General features: G+C 71.7%; 15 protein-coding genes. 4 read left to right on the forward strand and 11 right to left on the reverse strand.

Features of this window, described 5'->3' with window-relative positions:
• Positions 1-2: 2 nt before the first annotated feature.
• Complete coding sequence (locus tag ACIGXW_RS29800) at positions 3-1,253, reverse strand: glycosyltransferase family 4 protein (RefSeq protein ID WP_399575875.1); 1,251 nt, start codon at positions 1,251-1,253, stop codon at positions 3-5.
• 276 nt (positions 1,254-1,529) lie between these two features.
• On the opposite strand from ACIGXW_RS29800, the gene ACIGXW_RS29805 reads away from it, so the two are divergent.
• On the forward strand, positions 1,530-2,297 hold the full coding sequence (locus ACIGXW_RS29805) for a hypothetical protein (protein WP_399575876.1): 768 nt from the start codon (positions 1,530-1,532) through the stop codon (positions 2,295-2,297).
• Positions 2,298-2,449: 152 nt separating this feature from the next.
• Positions 2,450-2,767: a hypothetical protein gene (locus ACIGXW_RS29810; protein ID WP_399575878.1), complete on the forward strand. Its 318-nt coding sequence runs from the start codon at positions 2,450-2,452 to the stop codon at positions 2,765-2,767.
• An 88-nt stretch (positions 2,768-2,855) separates the two neighbouring features.
• Here ACIGXW_RS29810 and der read toward each other — a convergent pair whose 3' ends face one another.
• From der to ACIGXW_RS29830, 4 genes are all read right to left on the reverse strand, one after another.
• Complete coding sequence (gene der, locus ACIGXW_RS29815; protein WP_360913594.1) at positions 2,856-4,316, reverse strand: ribosome biogenesis GTPase Der; 1,461 nt, start codon at positions 4,314-4,316, stop codon at positions 2,856-2,858.
• A gap of 63 nt (positions 4,317-4,379) precedes the next feature.
• A complete protein-coding gene (locus ACIGXW_RS29820) occupies positions 4,380-5,087 on the reverse strand; it encodes a lysophospholipid acyltransferase family protein (protein ID WP_399575880.1) in 708 nt (235 codons plus the stop codon).
• Positions 5,084-5,854 carry a (d)CMP kinase gene (gene cmk, locus ACIGXW_RS29825; RefSeq protein WP_399575881.1) on the reverse strand — a complete coding sequence of 257 codons (771 nt, stop codon included), beginning with the start codon at positions 5,852-5,854 and terminating at the stop codon, positions 5,084-5,086. Before cmk ends, ACIGXW_RS29820 begins: the two co-directional genes overlap by 4 nt.
• Positions 5,855-5,964: 110 nt before the next feature.
• Positions 5,965-7,050 carry a prephenate dehydrogenase gene (locus tag ACIGXW_RS29830; protein ID WP_071965002.1) on the reverse strand — a complete coding sequence of 362 codons (1,086 nt, stop codon included), beginning with the start codon at positions 7,048-7,050 and terminating at the stop codon, positions 5,965-5,967.
• A 478-nt stretch (positions 7,051-7,528) separates the two neighbouring features.
• Here ACIGXW_RS29830 and ACIGXW_RS29835 point away from each other — a divergent pair, with 478 nt between their 5' ends.
• Complete coding sequence (locus ACIGXW_RS29835; RefSeq protein WP_399575883.1) at positions 7,529-8,794, forward strand: IS110 family transposase; 1,266 nt, start codon at positions 7,529-7,531, stop codon at positions 8,792-8,794.
• 76 nt (positions 8,795-8,870) lie between these two features.
• Positions 8,871-9,233, forward strand: a complete 363-nt coding sequence (locus tag ACIGXW_RS29840) for a DUF952 domain-containing protein (RefSeq protein WP_071965014.1) — start codon at positions 8,871-8,873, stop codon at positions 9,231-9,233.
• 70 nt (positions 9,234-9,303) lie between these two features.
• Here ACIGXW_RS29840 and ACIGXW_RS29845 read toward each other — a convergent pair whose 3' ends face one another.
• From ACIGXW_RS29845 to ald, 6 genes are all read right to left on the reverse strand, one after another.
• Positions 9,304-10,614: a pseudouridine synthase gene (locus tag ACIGXW_RS29845; RefSeq protein ID WP_360913586.1), complete on the reverse strand. Its 1,311-nt coding sequence runs from the start codon at positions 10,612-10,614 to the stop codon at positions 9,304-9,306.
• Positions 10,614-11,264 carry an SMC-Scp complex subunit ScpB gene (gene scpB / locus ACIGXW_RS29850; protein ID WP_071965013.1) on the reverse strand — a complete coding sequence of 217 codons (651 nt, stop codon included), beginning with the start codon at positions 11,262-11,264 and terminating at the stop codon, positions 10,614-10,616. Before scpB ends, ACIGXW_RS29845 begins: the two co-directional genes overlap by 1 nt.
• 20 nt (positions 11,265-11,284) lie before the next feature.
• Positions 11,285-12,292 (reverse strand): segregation and condensation protein A, encoded by a 1,008-nt coding sequence (locus tag ACIGXW_RS29855; RefSeq protein ID WP_399575885.1) that lies wholly within the window; start codon positions 12,290-12,292, stop codon positions 11,285-11,287.
• A gap of 82 nt (positions 12,293-12,374) precedes the next feature.
• Positions 12,375-12,917 (reverse strand): hypothetical protein, encoded by a 543-nt coding sequence (locus tag ACIGXW_RS29860; protein ID WP_071965000.1) that lies wholly within the window; start codon positions 12,915-12,917, stop codon positions 12,375-12,377.
• Positions 12,902-14,029 (reverse strand): ParA family protein, encoded by a 1,128-nt coding sequence (locus tag ACIGXW_RS29865; protein ID WP_071964999.1) that lies wholly within the window; start codon positions 14,027-14,029, stop codon positions 12,902-12,904. The genes ACIGXW_RS29860 and ACIGXW_RS29865 overlap by 16 nt, the downstream gene beginning before the upstream one ends.
• Before the next feature lie 321 nt (positions 14,030-14,350).
• On the reverse strand, positions 14,351-15,466 hold the full coding sequence (gene ald, locus ACIGXW_RS29870) for an alanine dehydrogenase (RefSeq protein WP_399575938.1): 1,116 nt from the start codon (positions 15,464-15,466) through the stop codon (positions 14,351-14,353).
• Between the last annotated feature and the right edge of the window lie 97 nt (positions 15,467-15,563).

Genomic DNA, 15,563 nt, shown 5'->3' on the forward strand with positions numbered 1-15,563 from the left:
TGTCACGCGGCACGCACCCTTCGCAGCGCGGAGCGGGAGAGGTCCTTGGCCTGGAAGGCGCTGCTGAGCAGGGCGCCGCGGGTGCGGTGCAGCGAGCCGCGCAGGCTGCCGCGGGCGAGGAGGTCGGTGAACAGGCTCTCGTAGCGGCCGGCGACCCGGGCGGGGTCGAAGCGTGCCGAGCTCGCCAGGGCCTCGCGTCCCATGCGGGCGCGCAGCTCGTCGTCGTTGATGAGCTTCAGCAGCCCGGCGGCGACGGCGTCGGGCTTGCCGACGGGCACGAGCAGTCCGTCGACGCCGTCGTTGATGATCTCTCCGGGGCCGTGCGGGCAGTCGGTGGAGACCACCGGCACCCCGCAGCGCATCGCCTCGACGATGGTCATGCCGAAGGACTCCAGGCTGGAGGTGACCGCGCCGATGGAGCCCTTGACCCACTCGGGGTCCAGCGGCGTGGCCGGGCCCATGAGCAGGACGTGGTTGTACAGGCCGTGCTTGTCGATGAGGGCGCGCAGCTTGGCGCGCTCGGCACCGGCGCCGTAGATCCGCAGCCGCCAGTCGGAGCGCTCGGCGACGACCTTCGCGAAGGCGCGGATGAGGATGTCGTAGCGCTTGGCGGGGGCGAGCCGGCCGGCGGCGATCACCCATTTGCCGCTGCCGTCGGCGGGCTCGAGCGCCGGTGCGGGCACGCTGTTGGGCACGGCTTCGACGCGTACGCCCGGCAGCCGCATCAGCTTGCGGTAGGTCTCGGCGTCGGCCTCGGTCACGGTGGTGACGGCGTCCAGGCGCGGGTAGTGGGTGCGCAGCGTCAGCTTCAGGCGCGGGGAGTGGGTGCCGAGCGTCAGGTGCTCCTGGCCGACGCGGACCGGGCCGCGGCGGGCCTGCTGGGCGATGTGGACGTTGAGCCCGGGGCGGGTGCCGACCACCACGTCGCAGTCCAGGCCCCGCAGGTGCTCGGCGATCCGCCGGTCGGTGAGGGCGCTGTACTGCTTGTAGCGGCCCTCGGTGGCCGGGAAGACCGACGCCGGGCGCTGGTAGTCGGGGTCGTCGCCCTCGTAGCCGGGGCTGTCCTTGCGCAGATCCACCAGATGGCGCAGCCGCACCTTGGGGCTGGGGGTGAAGACCGGCTCCTGGCGGTGACGGAAGACGGAGACGATCTCCACGTCGTGCTGCTCGGCGAGGGTGCCCGCCAGGTTGTACGTGGTGCGGATCGTGCCGCCGATGCCGTACGCGTTGTGAATCAGGAATGAGATGTGCATTCGTCCCCATGCAGCCGGTATGCCGCGGACAGTCCTGGTAGCCCGCCTCCACTGAGAGGTTAGACCGTGGGGCGGGCCGGCAGGTTGGCCTTGATCACCAAGTCGTTCTTCAACAGATGGCGAATCGGTAGCGGATCCGGGAACTTTTCCGGGGCGTGACCCAGGCCATGGATCGTCCGTTGTCTCCTTACGAGCCGGGTTCCGCCATGCTCACCCCGCGTAGCGATCCGCAGTGCTTGCCCACCGAGTGTCACACCAAGTTTTAGAGGAGACCCCGTGCCGCGCATGCTCGATGTCAGCGACGAGGTACGCGCCGAGATCGGCGCCGAGGAAGCGGAGCGTCTGCTGGGCGGCGACAGCGCCCCGGGGCCCTACGACTGCACCTCCTGCCGCACCCCCGGCCACACCGAGAAGGAGCGCACCAGCACGGTGCTGTTCGTCGGGGACGAGACGGCCGTGCTGGCCTTCGCCCACGCCGCCTGCATCCCCTCCCAGGTGGTCCCGGTCTCCGAGGAGCAGCTGCAGGGCGCCGTGCGCTCCATCACCGGCGAGGGCGAGCCGGAGGTGCCGCTGCAGGCCGAGCTCGGGGTGACGAGCGGTCTGGTGCTGGTCAGCGGCAATGTGCACCCCGCACTGGTGGTGGAGCCGCTGGGGCCGATCGCCCGCCCGGGCACCACGGGCCCGGTCGACGTCTTCCTGGAGCTGCTCACCGAGCAGGGCTTCGCGCCCGTGACCGACGTCGACGAGGAGCCGCCGCCGCTCCCGGGCTGGTCGGTGCTGGTGGCCATGGGCAAGCTGCACGCGGTCATGCAGCCGCCGGCCGGGGGGACCACGCCCCAGGCCTGGTGGCAGGCGCACCAGGCGATGCAGGTCGCCGACGAGTGGCGGGCCGCGGTCAACAAGACGCGCCAGGTACTGGTCTTCTGTGCCCCGGTCGGGACGATCGGGGCACAGCCGCGCGAGGACCTGCTGCGCGAGGCCCTGGACCGGGCGGCCGCGGGCGGCCGGCTGGTGGGGGCGGCCATGCCGCTGGCGGGCACATGAGCGGCGACCTGCGCCCCGTCGTGCACCCGGCGGGCATCCTCCCGGCGGGCCATTCGCGCCCCGGGCCGCATCCGACGGGCCTCGAGGTCGTTGGCAGGGATGTGTACTCATACGAACCCGCCCGGACCTCGTACCCGAACCACATTCCCGGCATGCGGCCACCCCGCGACGCCTCCACGGAGAGTCACCCCGCCTCGGTCACCCCGATCTACGACGCTCTCTGCTCCGAGTACCGCCGATCCTTCCGGGCCCTGCCCGGGGACCGCTCGGGCGAGGAGGACCTGCGGTTCAAGGCCTTCGGCCCGCACCAGGGCGGGTACGGCTACGCCGGGCAGCTGACGGGGCCGTCCGCCTATCCGGGTCAGTCGGGGTACAACGCGGTGTGGGAGTCGTACTACGGGCGCCCGCGCGGCAGTCAGCTGCCCGCCCTGCCGCCCGCCCCGCGCGACGGCCACTCCCGCGGCTTCTAGCCGCCGCCCCGCTCCGGCACACGACGGAGCCCCGGACCCCGGTGGGATCCGGGGCTGCCCGGCGTCGTACTACCGTCCCGCTTCTCGCCTACTTCTTGCGACCGCGCTTCTCACGCACCCGCACCGACAGGTGGATCGGGGTGCCCTCGAAGCCGAACTCCTCGCGCAGACGGCGCTCGATGAAGCGGCGGTAGCCGGCCTCGATGAAGCCGGAGGCGAAGAGCACGAAGCGCGGGGGCTTGGTGCCCGCCTGGGTTCCGAAGAGGATGCGGGGCTGCTTGCCGCCCCGGATCGGGTGCGGGTGGGCCGCGACGAGCTCGCCGAGGAAGGCGTTCAGCCGACCGGTCGGCACCCGCGTCTCCCAGCCCTCCAGGGCCGTCTCGATCGCCGGGACCAGCTTCTCCATGTGGCGGCCCGTGCGCGCCGAGACGTTGACCCGCGGCGCCCACGCGATCTGCTGCAGCTCGGTCTCGATCTCGCGCTCGAGGTAGTAGCGACGCTCCTCGTCGAGGGTGTCCCACTTGTTGAACGCGAGGACCATCGCCCGCCCGGCCTCGACGGCCATGGTGATGATGCGCTGGTCCTGGACGCTGATGGTCTCGCTCGCGTCGATGAGGATGACCGCGACCTCGGCCTTCTCGACCGCCGCGGCGGTGCGCAGGGAGGCGTAGTAGTCCGCGCCCTCCTGCAGGTGCACGCGCTTGCGGATGCCGGCGGTGTCGACGAACTTCCAGGTCGTGCCGCCCAGCTCGATCAGCTCGTCGACCGGGTCACGGGTGGTGCCGGCCAGCTCGTTGACGACGACCCGCTCCTCGCCCGCGACCTTGTTCAGCAGGGAGGACTTGCCGACGTTCGGGCGGCCGATCAGCGCGATGCGGCGCGGTCCGCCGGGGGCGGTGCCGAAGGTCTGGGCCGGGGCCTCGGGCAGGGCGTTGAGCACCTCGTCGAGCATGTCGCCCGTGCCACGGCCGTGCAGCGCGGAGACCGGCATCGGCTCGCCGAGACCGAGCGACCACAGCGCGGTGGCGTCGGCCTCGCCGGACTGGCCGTCGACCTTGTTGGCGCACAGCACGACGGGCTTGCCCGCGCGGCGCAGCAGCTTGACGACGGCCTCGTCGGTGTCGGTGGCGCCGACCGTGGCGTCCACGACGAAGACCACCGCGTCGGCGGCCTCGATCGCGTACTCCGCCTGGGCGGCGACGGACGCGTCGAGCCCGAGGACGTCCTGCTCCCAGCCGCCGGTGTCGACGACCTTGAAGCGGCGGCCGGCCCACTCGGCCTCGTAGGTGACGCGGTCGCGGGTGACGCCCGGCTTGTCCTGGACGACGGCCTCGCGGCGGCCGATGATGCGGTTCACCAGCGTCGACTTGCCGACGTTGGGGCGGCCGACGACGGCGAGCACGGGCAGCGGGCCGTGGCCGGCGGCGGCGAGCTCGCTCTCGACCTCCTCGGCGTCGAAGCCCTCCTGCGCCGCGAGCTCCATGAACTCCGCGTACTCGGCGTCGCCAAGCTCACCGTGCTCGTCGCCGGAGTGGATCTGGTCGTTCATGAAGTCAATTCCCTGCTTTTGAAGTGCTTCGTCATCGGACGGACCGCCCGTGCGGGCCGCTACTCAAGTCTCGTTGGTCGTACGACCGGTCAGCCGCCTGGCTTCCGCCAGGTGTGCGGCCAGCCGCTGCTGGACCCGGGTCGCGGCCGCGTCCAGCGCGGTCCGGGTCCGCTTCCCGCTGCCGTCGCCCGCCTCGAACGGGTCACCGAAGACCACGTCGATCCGGCTGCGCAGCGGAGGCAGCCCGGGGACCAGCCGGCCCCGCTCGCGGGCGCTGCCCAGCACCGCCACCGGCACGATCGGCGCCCCCGACCGTACGGCGAAATAGGCCAGCCCGGCGCGCAGCGACGAGAAGTCGCCCTCGCCCCGGGTGCCCTCGGGGAAGATCCCCAGGACGTGGCCGCGCTCCAGCACGGCCAGCGCGTCGCCGATGGCGGCCCGGTCGGCGCTCTCGCGGTCCACCTTGAGCTGGCCGATCCCCCGCAGGAACGGGTCCAGCGGGCCGGTGAACGCCTCCTGCTTGATCAGGAAGTGCACCGGGCGGGGCGCGGTGCCCATCACCATGGGGCCGTCGATGTTGTGGGAGTGGTTGACGGCCAGGATGACCGGCCCCGCGGTGGGCACCCGCCAGGCGCCCAGGACGCGGGGCTTCCACAGCCCGTACATCAGCCCGATCCCGATCCGGCGGCCGACGGCGGCCCCGGCCTCGGTTCCGGTGACAGGTCCGCTCACGCCGCTGCCCGCCGCTCCCCGCCCTCGGTCGCGCTTCATCTCGACTCCGCTCCGGCCGAGTGCCCCTCCCTCGTCCCTCGGTCGGAACCCTCGACCTGCGCTGCGTCTCGATTGCGCCGCTCCTCCACGAGCGTGACGACGCACTCGATGACCTGCTCGAGCGTCAGCTCGGTGGTGTCGACCTCGACCGCGTCGGCGGCCTTGGCGAGCGGGGAGGTCTTGCGGCCGGAGTCGGCCGCGTCCCGCTTGATCAGGGCGGCCTGGGTGGCGGCCAGGTCGGTCGCCTCCTTGCCCTTCAGCTCACCGCTGCGGCGGGCGGCGCGCGCCTCGGCCGAGGCGGTGAGGAAGATCTTGAGGTCGGCGTCGGGCAGCACGGTGGTGCCGATGTCCCGGCCCTCGACGACGATGCCGTCCGGGGCCTCGGCGGCGATGGTCCGCTGCAGCTCGGTCAGGCGCGTGCGCACCTCCGGCACCGCGCTGACGGCGCTGACCGCCGCGGTGACCTCCCGGGTGCGGATGGGCGCCGAGGCGTCCGCCCCGTCGACGGTGATGGTGGGCGCGGCCGGGTCGGTGCCGGAGACGATCTCCGGCTTGGCGGCGGCGTCGGCCACGGCGGCGGCGTCGGCGACGTCGATGCCGTTGCTCAGCATCCACCAGGTGATCGCCCGGTACTGGGCGCCGGTGTCCAGGTAGCGCAGGCCGAGCTTGGCGGCCACGGCCTTGGAGGTGCTGGACTTGCCCGTGCCGGAGGGGCCGTCGATGCCGACGATGACAGCTGCCGGGGCGGTCCGGGCGGCGGTTTCCACGGTGTCAGACACCTTCCTTGTGCACGGGGCGGAGCGGATGGGCCCATATCAGGCTCACCCAAGGTTACTGGCTCGCCGGACCGCCCCGCGCAGCCGTACGGTCCGGGCGGCTACTGGCGCACCGCCCAGCCCCGGTCCCGGAGCGTCGCGGTGAGCCCCGCCACGGCCGCCGGCTCGACCATCAGCTGGATCAGGCCCGCCTGCTGGCCGGTGGCGTGCTCGATGCGTACGTCCTCGATGTTGACGCCCGCCCGGCCGGCGTCGGCGAAGATCCGGGCCAGCTCGCCCGGCTGGTCGCCGATGAGGACGCTCACGCTCTCGTAGGCCGCCGGAGCCGCGCCGTGCTTGCCGGGGACCCGGGAGCGGCCCGCGTTGCCGCGCCGCAGGACGGCCTCGATGCCGGCCGCGCCGCCCAGGCGCTTGTCCTCGTCGGCGGAGTCCAGGGCGCGCAGGGCGGTGACGGTCTCCTCGAGGTCGGCGGCGACGTCGGCGAGGACGTCGGCGACGGGCCCGGGGTTGGCGGAGAGGATGTCGATCCACATGCGCGGGTCGGAGGCCGCGATGCGGGTGACGTCGCGGATGCCCTGGCCGCACAGGCGCACGGCCGTCTCGTCGGCCTCCCGCAGGCGGGCGGCGACCATGCTGGAGATCAGCTGCGGGGTGTGCGAGACGAGGGCGACGGCGCGGTCGTGGGCGTCGGCGTCCATGACGACGGGCACCGCCCGGCACAGGGCGACCAGTTCGAGGGCGAGGTTGAGGACCTCGGTGTCGGTGGCGGGGGTCGGGGTCAGCACCCAGGGCCGGCCCTCGAAGAGGTCGGCGGTGGCCGCCATCGGGCCGGAGCGCTCGCGCCCGGCCATCGGATGCGTGCCGAGGTAGCCGCTGAGGTCGCAGCCGAGCTCCTCGAGCTCGCGGCGCGGACCGCCCTTGACGCTGGCGACGTCCAGATAGGCGCGGGCGAGGTCGTCGCGGATCGCCTCGGCGAGGGTCATGGCGACGTGTGCGGGCGGTACGGCGACGATCGCGAGGTCCACGCGTCCCTCGGGCGCCTGGTCCGTGCCGGCGCCGCGTGCGGCGGCCGTACGGGCCTGGGCGGGGTCGTGGTCCATGAGGTGCACCTGGACGCCGCGACCGGCCAGTGCGAGGGCGGCGGACGTGCCGATCAGTCCGGTTCCGATGACAAGGGCGGTTCTCACGGCCCCAGCCTAATGGGGCATCAAGGAGGTGCTGATCTCTTGCCCCCAGCCAGAAGGCCTTGAGCCCTATGACTAGAGCGAGGCAGTGCCGCCCCTGTCGGTCAGGGCCAAGGTCTGGTCCGCCACCTGGACATGAAGTCCTTTAGTGAGAGCGATCTCGCCCTGACCGGCATCAATCACGTCCGCCCACACCGCTGGGCAGATTGCACACACGGCGGCACGAGCTGAGACAGATTGGTTCATCGTGCCCGCTGTGGTGCTTCGGAGAGTTTTGTTGTCCGTGGCTTGAGTCGGCCGTGCGGATCACCTCTCACCACACCGAGGGCCATCGAGCTCTGGTTAAGAGCGAGGGCCGCGCGGCTCGCTGGGGTTGCGAACGGCTGGTGGGATGTTGTGCCCGTGAGCACTGCCATTAGGGAGCACGCGCACCCTGCACAGGCTCTGGCCTGCGTAAACGCCTGAGCACGAGGAGAACACGATGGAGATCACAGGGTTACCGGCGCCGGTGTTCTGCGGGGTGGACTGGGCCGAAGACCATCATGACGTCGCACTGGTCCGAACCGACGGCAAGCAAGTCGCCAAACTGCGGATCAGCGATGACAAGGCCGGTTTCGCCCAGCTCACCGCGCTGCTGAGCGAGCACGGTGACAGCCAGCAGTGCCCGATCCCAGTCGCGATCGAGACCTCACGCGGCTTGCTGGTCGCCTGCCTGCGAGCGACCGGCCGCCCGGTGTTCGCGATCAACCCGCTCGCCGTGGCCCGCTACCGGGACCGGCACTCGGTAGCCCGCAAGAAGTCCGACGCGATCGACGCTGCCACCCTGGCCAACATTCTGCGAGTCGACATGGCCGAGCACCGGCCCCTGCCGAAGGACTCCGAGCTCGCCCAGGCGATCGCCGTGCTCGCCCGCGCTCAGCAGGACGCGGTCTGGGCCCGCACCCAGTCCCACAACAAGCTCCGCTCCCAGCTGCGCGAGTTCTACCCCTCGATCCTGGTGGCCTTCGCCGACAAGCGCGATGGCGTGTCCTCTCGAGAAGCCCGCACCATCCTGGCCGCGGCACCGACCCCGACCGCAGCCTCCAAGCTCACACGCCGGCAGTTGCAGGCCCTTCTCAAGCGCGCTGGACGTATCCGTGGCATCCCGGCCGAGGCCGACCGGCTCCACGAGATCCTCCGCCGCGACTACCTGCACCAGCTGCCAGAGGTCGAGCACGCTCTCGGACAGCAGGCCGCCGCCCTAGTGCGGCAGCTGGAGACCGCTTGCGCCAACGCCGAGGATCTTGAGGCCGCCACCGTCACAGCGTTCGACCAGCACCGGGACGCGCAGGTCATCGCCAGCTTTCCGGGACTGGGACGATTAGCCGGCGCCCGCGTGCTTGCCGAGATCGGGGACGACCGATCCCGCTTCGCGAACGCCTCCTCCATCAAGGCCTACGCCGGAAGCGCACCGGTGACCCGGTCCAGTGGCAAGAGCTGCGTCGTGATGAGCCGCAAGGTCAAGAACCAGCGCCTGGCCGCCGTCGGCTATGTGTGGGCCTTCGCAGCCCTCACCGCCTCCCCCGCCGCCAGAGCTCACTACGACCGCCGCCGGGAGGCCGGAGACCGGCACGTCGCCGCCCAGCGGCATCTCTTCAATCGCTTCATGGGAATGCTCTTCCACTGCCTGCAAAACGATCAGGGCTACGACGAGACGAGGGCCTTCCCGAACCAGCCGTCGAAGGAGATCGTCGCCGAAGCCGCTTGACGCGTTCAGTGCGTGGGATGTCTAGTCAGCCCGCCGCCCGGGACTGGCGGGGCCCTCGTCGGGTACAACCGTGTTCATGATCTATCACGTGGTGCCGCTGGACGACTGGCTGACCGTGCCCGACCGCCCCTACTCCCCCGCGTCCCTCGCCGAGGAGGGCTTCGTCCACTGCTCCCCCGACGAGGCGACCACGCTCGCCGTGGCCACCGCGTTCTACCGCGAGGTGCCCGGCCCGCTGATGGTCCTGCTGATCGACGAGCACAAGCTGGACGTGATGGTGCGCTGGGAGGCCGCCGTGCCGGCGCCGCCGCCGGGGGTGGCGGCGGGCACCCTGTTCCCGCACGTCTTCGGCAGGATCACCCGTGACGCGGTGGAGGGCATGATGGAGATCCAGCGCGACGAGGAGGGCCGGGCGACGGGCCTGGCGGTGTGGTCGTAGCCCACGGGCGGCACGAGCGCCGCACGACCGAACGCCAGGGCGGGCCGTGCGGCCCGCCCTGCCGGGTGGTCTAGAGGTCGACCTCGCGCATGAGCATGCCGACCTCGGTGTTGGTCAGGCGGCGCAGCCAGCCGGACTTCTGGTCGCCCAGGGGGATCGGGCCGAAGCTGGTGCGGACCAGCTTCTCGACCGGGAAGCCGGCCTCGGCGAGCATGCGGCGCACGATGTGCTTGCGGCCCTCGTGGAGGGTCACCTCGACGAGGTAGTTCTTGCCGGTCTGCTGGATGACGCGGAAATTGTCGGCGCGGGCCCAGCCGTCCTCGAGCTGGATGCCGCTCTTGAGCTGCTTGCCGATGTCGCGCGGCAGCGGGCCCGTGATGGCCGCCAGGTACGTCTTCTGCACGCCGTACTTGGGGTGCGTGAGGCGATGGGCCAGCTCACCGTGGTTGGTGAGCAGGATGATGCCCTCGGTCTCCGTGTCGAGACGGCCGACGTGGAAGAGCCGGGTGTCGCGGTTGGTGACGTAGTCGCCGAGGCACTGGCGGCCGTCGGGGTCCTCCATGGTGGAGACGACGCCGGCCGGCTTGTTGAGCGCGAAGAAGAGGTACGACTGGGTGGCGACCGTCAGGCCGTCGACCTTGATCTCGTCCTTCTCCGGGTCCACGCGCAGGCCCTGCTCGGTGACGATCTCGCCGTTGACCTCGACGCGCGCCATCTCGATGAGCTCTTCGCAGGCACGCCGCGAGCCCATGCCGGCCCGGGCCAGCACCTTCTGCAGGCGCTCGCCCTCCTGCTCGGCGCCGGGGAAGGTCTTGGGGGTCTTCACCTGCGGCTTGTTGTGCCGCTCCCGGTTGCGCTCCTCGATCTTGGCGTCGAGCTCGCGCGGGCGGGCGGGGGCGTAGCCGTGACCGCGGGCGGGCCCGCTGCTGCGACCGCCGGAGCCGGCCGTGGAGCTCCGCTTGGGGCCGCCCTTGGCACCGCCGCGGGCCGCCGCGCCGCGACCGCTGGTGGGGCCGCTCTGACGGCCGCTGGTGGCGCCGCCGCGGGTGCGCTCGGCGTCCGGGCCCACGTCGTAACGGCGCTCCTCGGGGCGCGGACGACGCGGACGCTCCTGCTGCCGGTCATCGCGACGGTCGTCGCGGCGGTCCCCGCCGCGACCGCCCTCGTAACGCCCGCCCTCGGAGCGGCCGCCGTAGCTGCCGCCGCCGGAACGACCGCCGCCGTAGCTCCCGCCACCGGAGCGGCCGCCGCTCTCGGGGCGTCCGCCGCCGGAACGGCCGCCGCCCGCGCGCCCGCCCCCGGACGCCGGACGGGAAGACCCTGCCCGGCCGCCCCGGTCGTCCCGGTTGCCGCTTCCGCTGTTCCTGCCGCTGCTTCGCATCAAAGTTCCGTCTTGTCGTCTGCGTCGGTGTCCGGTGCGTCCGGATCGAACGACGGCACACCTTCCTGAGTGTCGCCCTCGATCGCTTCCGCCTCGGGGAGGAAGGGGGCGAGCTCCGGGAGCTCGTCCAGGCCGCGCAGGCCCATGCGCTCCAGAAAGTAATTCGTCGTCCTGTACAGGATCGCACCTGTTTCGGGTTCCGTCCCCGCCTCCTCCACCAGACCGCGCTGGAGGAGGGTGCGCATGACGCCGTCGCAGTTCACGCCGCGTACGGCCGAGACCCGCGAACGGCTGACCGGCTGACGGTACGCGACCACGGCCAGGGTCTCCAGCGCGGCCTGGGTGAGCCGGGCCTGCTGCCCGTCGAGGACGAAGGCCTCGACGGCGTCGGCGTACTCGGTGCGGGTGAAGAAACGCCAGCCGCCGGCCACGTGCCGCAGGTCGAATCCGCGGCCCTGGGCGGTGTAGTCGTCGGACAGCTCGCGCAGGGCGGCGGCGACGTCGCGCCGGGGCCGCTCGAGGACCTTGGCGAGGTGGTCCTCGGTGGCCGGCTCGTCGACGACCATGAGCACGGCCTCCAGGGCCGGCTTGAGGGCGAGCCGCGCGAGGGCCGTCTCCCCGGCCAGGTCTTCGGTCATCTCTTCGGCCATGTCGTGGATCACGTCTTCGGTCACGGTGTGCTCTCCTCCGGCTCCGGCCCGGTCCCGGTGTCCCGTCCGGCCTCCGGCTCGGTCTCCGGCTCGCGGTCGAACTCGTCCGTCACCGTCGGGCGGGCGTCCTCCGCGCCCGTCCAGCGGACGTTCAGGGCCCCCAGCGCCTCGTCCTGGTCCAGGGCGACCACCCGCTCGCGGTAGAGCTCCAGAAGGGCCAGGAAACGCGCCACGACGGTGAGGGTGTCCGGTGCGTCCTCGGTGAGCTCCCCGAAGCTGGCCTCGCCCGCCTCGCGCAGCCGGGTCACCACGACTTCGGCCTGCTCCCGGACGCTGACCAGCGGCGCGTGGATGTGGTCCACGTACACCTGGGGCGCGGGCTTGGGCCGCATGGCCTTGACGGCCAGCTCCGCCAGCCGCTGCGGCCCGATGCCGAGGACGACCTCGGGCAGCAGCTCGGCGTGGTGCGGCTCCAGGCCGACCGTACGGGGGTGGCGGCGGCCTTCCGTGGCCAGCCGCTCGCTGAAGATCTCCGCGATCCGCTTGTACGCCCGGTACTGCAGCAACCGGGCGAAGAGCAGGTCGCGCGCCTCCAGCAGGGCCAGATCCGCCTCGTCCTCCACCTCGGCGGCGGGCAGCAGCCGGGCCGCCTTGAGGTCGAGCAGCGTCGCCGCGACCACGAGGAACTCGGTGGTCTGGTCCAGGTCGAAGTCCGGTCCCATGGCACGGATGTGCGCCATGAACTCGTCGGTGACCTTGGACAGGGCGACCTCGGTGACGTCCAGCTTGTGCTTGGCGATCAGCTGCAGCAACAGGTCGAAGGGCCCCTCGAAGTTCGCCAGCCGGACGGTGAACCGCCCGTCGTCCGCACCACCGGCGGCCGCGGCGGCCTGCGGCACGTCCGGCCCAGGACCTTCCGGCTCCGGGGCCTCGTCGGCAGCCGGCGCCTCCGGCTCCGGCTCCACCGGCCGGTTCCCCGGGCCGCGGCCCAGCGGACGGCGGGCCGGAGAGGGAGCGGCTGCGGGCATCGGGGTTCCAGGGTGCGGGGCGGGGCGGCGGGCCGTGCGGCCCGGGGTGCGGGGACGGCGTTCGACTGCGGTTGACGGCAGGTTAGCGGCCGCGCAGGCGCCGCACGAGGATGCTCGCGTCGCCGCGCTGTTCCAGGTCGGCGAGGACGACGGCGACGGCCTCGCGGACGATGCGGCCGCGGTCGACCGCGAGCCCGTGTTCGCCGCGCAGCACCAGCCGGGCGTGCTCGAGGTCCATGAGCTCCTCGGCGGAGACATAGACGGTGATCTTCTCGTCGTGGCGCTCGCGCCCGCTGGGCCGGCGGTTGGCGGCGCGCCCGCGCCGCTTGCCCTGGGTGGCGGGCTCGCCCGCCGCACGGGCGGCGGCCGCGCGCTCGCGGCCGTCCACGGCGCGGCGCTCGGCGTCCTGCTCCTGGCCCGTGGCCGCCGCGGCCGCGGGGGCGGCCGCACCGCGCCCGTCCCGCTCCGCGCCCTTGGCCGGGCGCTCGACGTCGGGCCCGTCGCCCGGTCCCGGCACCCGCGGCTCGCCGTTCGCCTTCCGGCGCGGGGAGGAGGACTGCAGCCCCATCCCGCCGGTGGTGCGGAACAGCTCGTCGGCACCGGGCAGACTCACTCGGCGTGACACCGGGCGAGCACCTCCCTGGCCAGCTGACGGTACGCGGCGGCGCCGACGGAGTTGGACGCGTACGTGGTGATGGGCTCGCCCGCGACCGTGGTCTCGGGGAAGCGGACCGTACGGCCGATGACGGTGTGGTAGACGTGATCGTCGAACGCCTCGACCACGCGCGCGAGGACCTCACGGCTGTGCACGGTCCGCGAGTCGTACATCGTGGCGAGGATGCCGTCCAGCTCGAGTTCGGGGTTGAGCCGCTCCTGGACCTTCTCGATCGTCTCGGTGAGCAGCGCGACGCCGCGCAGCGCGAAGAACTCGCACTCGAGCGGCACGATCACCTTGTGAGCCGCCGTCAGCGCGTTGACGGTGAGCAGGCCGAGCGAGGGCTGACAGTCGATCACGATGTAGTCGTAGTCCGACATCAGCGGCTTCAGGGCGCGCTGGAGCGTGGATTCGCGGGCGACCTCGCTGACGAGCTGGACCTCGGCCGCCGACAAGTCGATATTGCTGGGCAGCAGGTCCATGTTGGGGACGGCCGTCTTCAGCAGCACCTCGTCGGCCGACATGCCCCGCTCCATGAGCAGGTTGTAGACCGTCAGATCGAGCTCCATCGGGTTGACCCCGAGGCCGACCGAGAGCGCGCCCTGGGGGTCGAAGTCGACCAGCAGGACCCGGCGTCCGTACTCCGCGAGCGCGGCGCCCAGGTTGATGGTCGAGGTGGTCTTGCCGACCCCGCCCTTCTGGTTGCACATCGCGATGATCTTGGCCGGGCCGTGATGGGCCAGCGGGCCGGGGATCGGGAAGTACGGCAGGGGACGCCCGGTGGGGCCGATGCGCTCACGGCGCTGGCGCGCGGCGTCGGGTGCGAGCGTCGCCGCGTACTCGGGGTCGGGCTCGTACTCCGCGTCGGGGTCGTAGAAGTGCCCGTCCGGCACTTGCTCGTAGTCGGCGAGACGGGTGGATTCCGCCCCGCCCCGGTCGCCGGCCATGGCGTTCACGTGTTGACCGTCCATGCTCTGGTGGGCTGTCGTCATGCTCTGGATGTTCTGGTGGGCTGCGAAGGTGTGGACAGCGACGGAGCCGACAGCTTGGAGTCCCACGGGACTCTGGCCCAGCGCAGGCATTCCTGGGTGACCACCCCCGGGAGCAAATGTCGACTCATTCACAAGTCGTCCTACCTCCTTGGTGACCAGGAAACATCTAGATACGTCAGCGTGGCACCATGCCGACGGTTGGCGACTCTATGGCGTGTCGGCGGTCCGCAGCAACACAATCCGCCGGAGACGGCACGATGTGTCGGCAATCGAACACCCTTCTGTCAAGGGTGTACGGCGGATAACCCGGAAGAATCACGGGCAGGTCAAAGCACGGCAAAACACCCCGGCCGGACCTTGCTCGACAAGGCCCGGCCGGGTGCGTGCTCTTATGGGTTACGCCATGACGGCTCAGCCGAGCAGGGTGCTCAGTTCGACGTGCGGCAGACCGTGCGCCTCGGCGACGGGGCCGTAAACGACCTGACCCTCATGCGTGTTGAGACCCTTGGCGAGCGCGGCGTCGCGACGCAGCGCCTCCTGCCAGCCGCGGTTGGCCAGCTCCACGATGTAGGGCAGCGTGGCGTTGGTCAGCGCGTAGGTGGAGGTGTTCGGCACCGCGCCCGGCATGTTGGCGACGCAGTAGAAGACGGAGTCGTGGACCTGGAAGGTCGGCTCCGCGTGGGTGGTCGGCTTGGAGTCCTCGAAGCAGCCGCCCTGGTCGATCGCAATGTCGACAAGTACACTTCCGGGCTTCATCTTGGCGACGAGCTCGTTGGTGACCAGCTTGGGGGCCTTGGCGCCCGGGATGAGGACGGCGCCGATGACCAGGTCGGCCTCGACGACGGCCTTCTCCAGCTCGTAGGCGTTGGAGACGATCGTCTGCACCTTGGTGCCGAAGACCTTGTCGGCCTCGCGGAGCTTGTTGATGTCACGGTCGAGCAGGGTGACGTGGAAGCCCATGCCGACGGCGATCTGCGCGGCGTTCCAGCCGGAGACGCCGCCGCCGATGACGACGGCCTTGCCCGCCGCCGTGCCCGGGACGCCGCCCGGCAGCACGCCGCGGCCGCCGGCCGAGCGCATCAGGTGGTAGGCACCGACCTGCGGGGCCAGCCGGCCCGCGACCTCGGACATCGGGGCGAGCAGCGGCAGCGCGCGGTTGGCGAGCTCGACCGTCTCGTACGCGATGGCGGTGGTGCCCGACTCGAGCAGCGCGTCCGTGCACTCGCGGGAGGCGGCGAGGTGCAGGTAGGTGAAGAGGGTCTGGCCCTTGCGGAGGCGGTGGTACTCCTCCGCGATCGGCTCCTTGACCTTCAGCAGCAGGTCGGCGGTGGCCCAGACGTCGTCGGCGGTGTCCAGGATGGCCGCACCGGCGGCCACGTACTCGGCGTCGGTGATGGAGGAGCCGACACCGGCCCCCTTCTCGACGAAGACCTGGTGGCCGTTGCGCACCAGCTCATGCACGCCGGCGGGCGTGATGGCCACGCGGAATTCGTTGTTCTTGACCTCGCGGGGGATGCCGACCTTCACGTCGATCACGGTCCTTATATCAGAGAATGACAGGCTAATCCTGATATGCCGGGCACACCAGAGCAGACCGCGTCGACCGCGGCGTTGCCAGTCTAAT

Origin of the sequence: Streptomyces sp. NPDC053079 (genome assembly GCF_044546695.1) — a bacterium.
In the GTDB taxonomy this organism is placed as follows: domain Bacteria; phylum Actinomycetota; class Actinomycetes; order Streptomycetales; family Streptomycetaceae; genus Streptomyces.

Excerpts from the sequence above, each read along its gene's own strand:
- ACIGXW_RS29800 (WP_399575875.1), bottom strand. The coding sequence starts at position 1,253 with ATGCACATCTCATTCCTGATTCACAACGCGTACGGCATCGGCGGCACG.
- ACIGXW_RS29810 (WP_399575878.1), top strand. The coding sequence starts at position 2,450 with ATGCGGCCACCCCGCGACGCCTCCACGGAGAGTCACCCCGCCTCGGTC.
- der (WP_360913594.1), bottom strand. The coding sequence starts at position 4,316 with ATGAACGACCAGATCCACTCCGGCGACGAGCACGGTGAGCTTGGCGAC.
- ACIGXW_RS29820 (WP_399575880.1), bottom strand. The coding sequence starts at position 5,087 with ATGAAGCGCGACCGAGGGCGGGGAGCGGCGGGCAGCGGCGTGAGCGGA.
- ACIGXW_RS29835 (WP_399575883.1), top strand. The coding sequence starts at position 7,529 with ATGGAGATCACAGGGTTACCGGCGCCGGTGTTCTGCGGGGTGGACTGG.
- ACIGXW_RS29840 (WP_071965014.1), top strand. The coding sequence starts at position 8,871 with ATGATCTATCACGTGGTGCCGCTGGACGACTGGCTGACCGTGCCCGAC.
- ACIGXW_RS29845 (WP_360913586.1), bottom strand. The coding sequence starts at position 10,614 with ATGCGAAGCAGCGGCAGGAACAGCGGAAGCGGCAACCGGGACGACCGG.
- scpB (WP_071965013.1), bottom strand. The coding sequence starts at position 11,264 with ATGGCCGAAGAGATGACCGAAGACCTGGCCGGGGAGACGGCCCTCGCG.
- ACIGXW_RS29855 (WP_399575885.1), bottom strand. The coding sequence starts at position 12,292 with ATGCCCGCAGCCGCTCCCTCTCCGGCCCGCCGTCCGCTGGGCCGCGGC.
- ACIGXW_RS29865 (WP_071964999.1), bottom strand. The coding sequence starts at position 14,029 with ATGCCTGCGCTGGGCCAGAGTCCCGTGGGACTCCAAGCTGTCGGCTCC.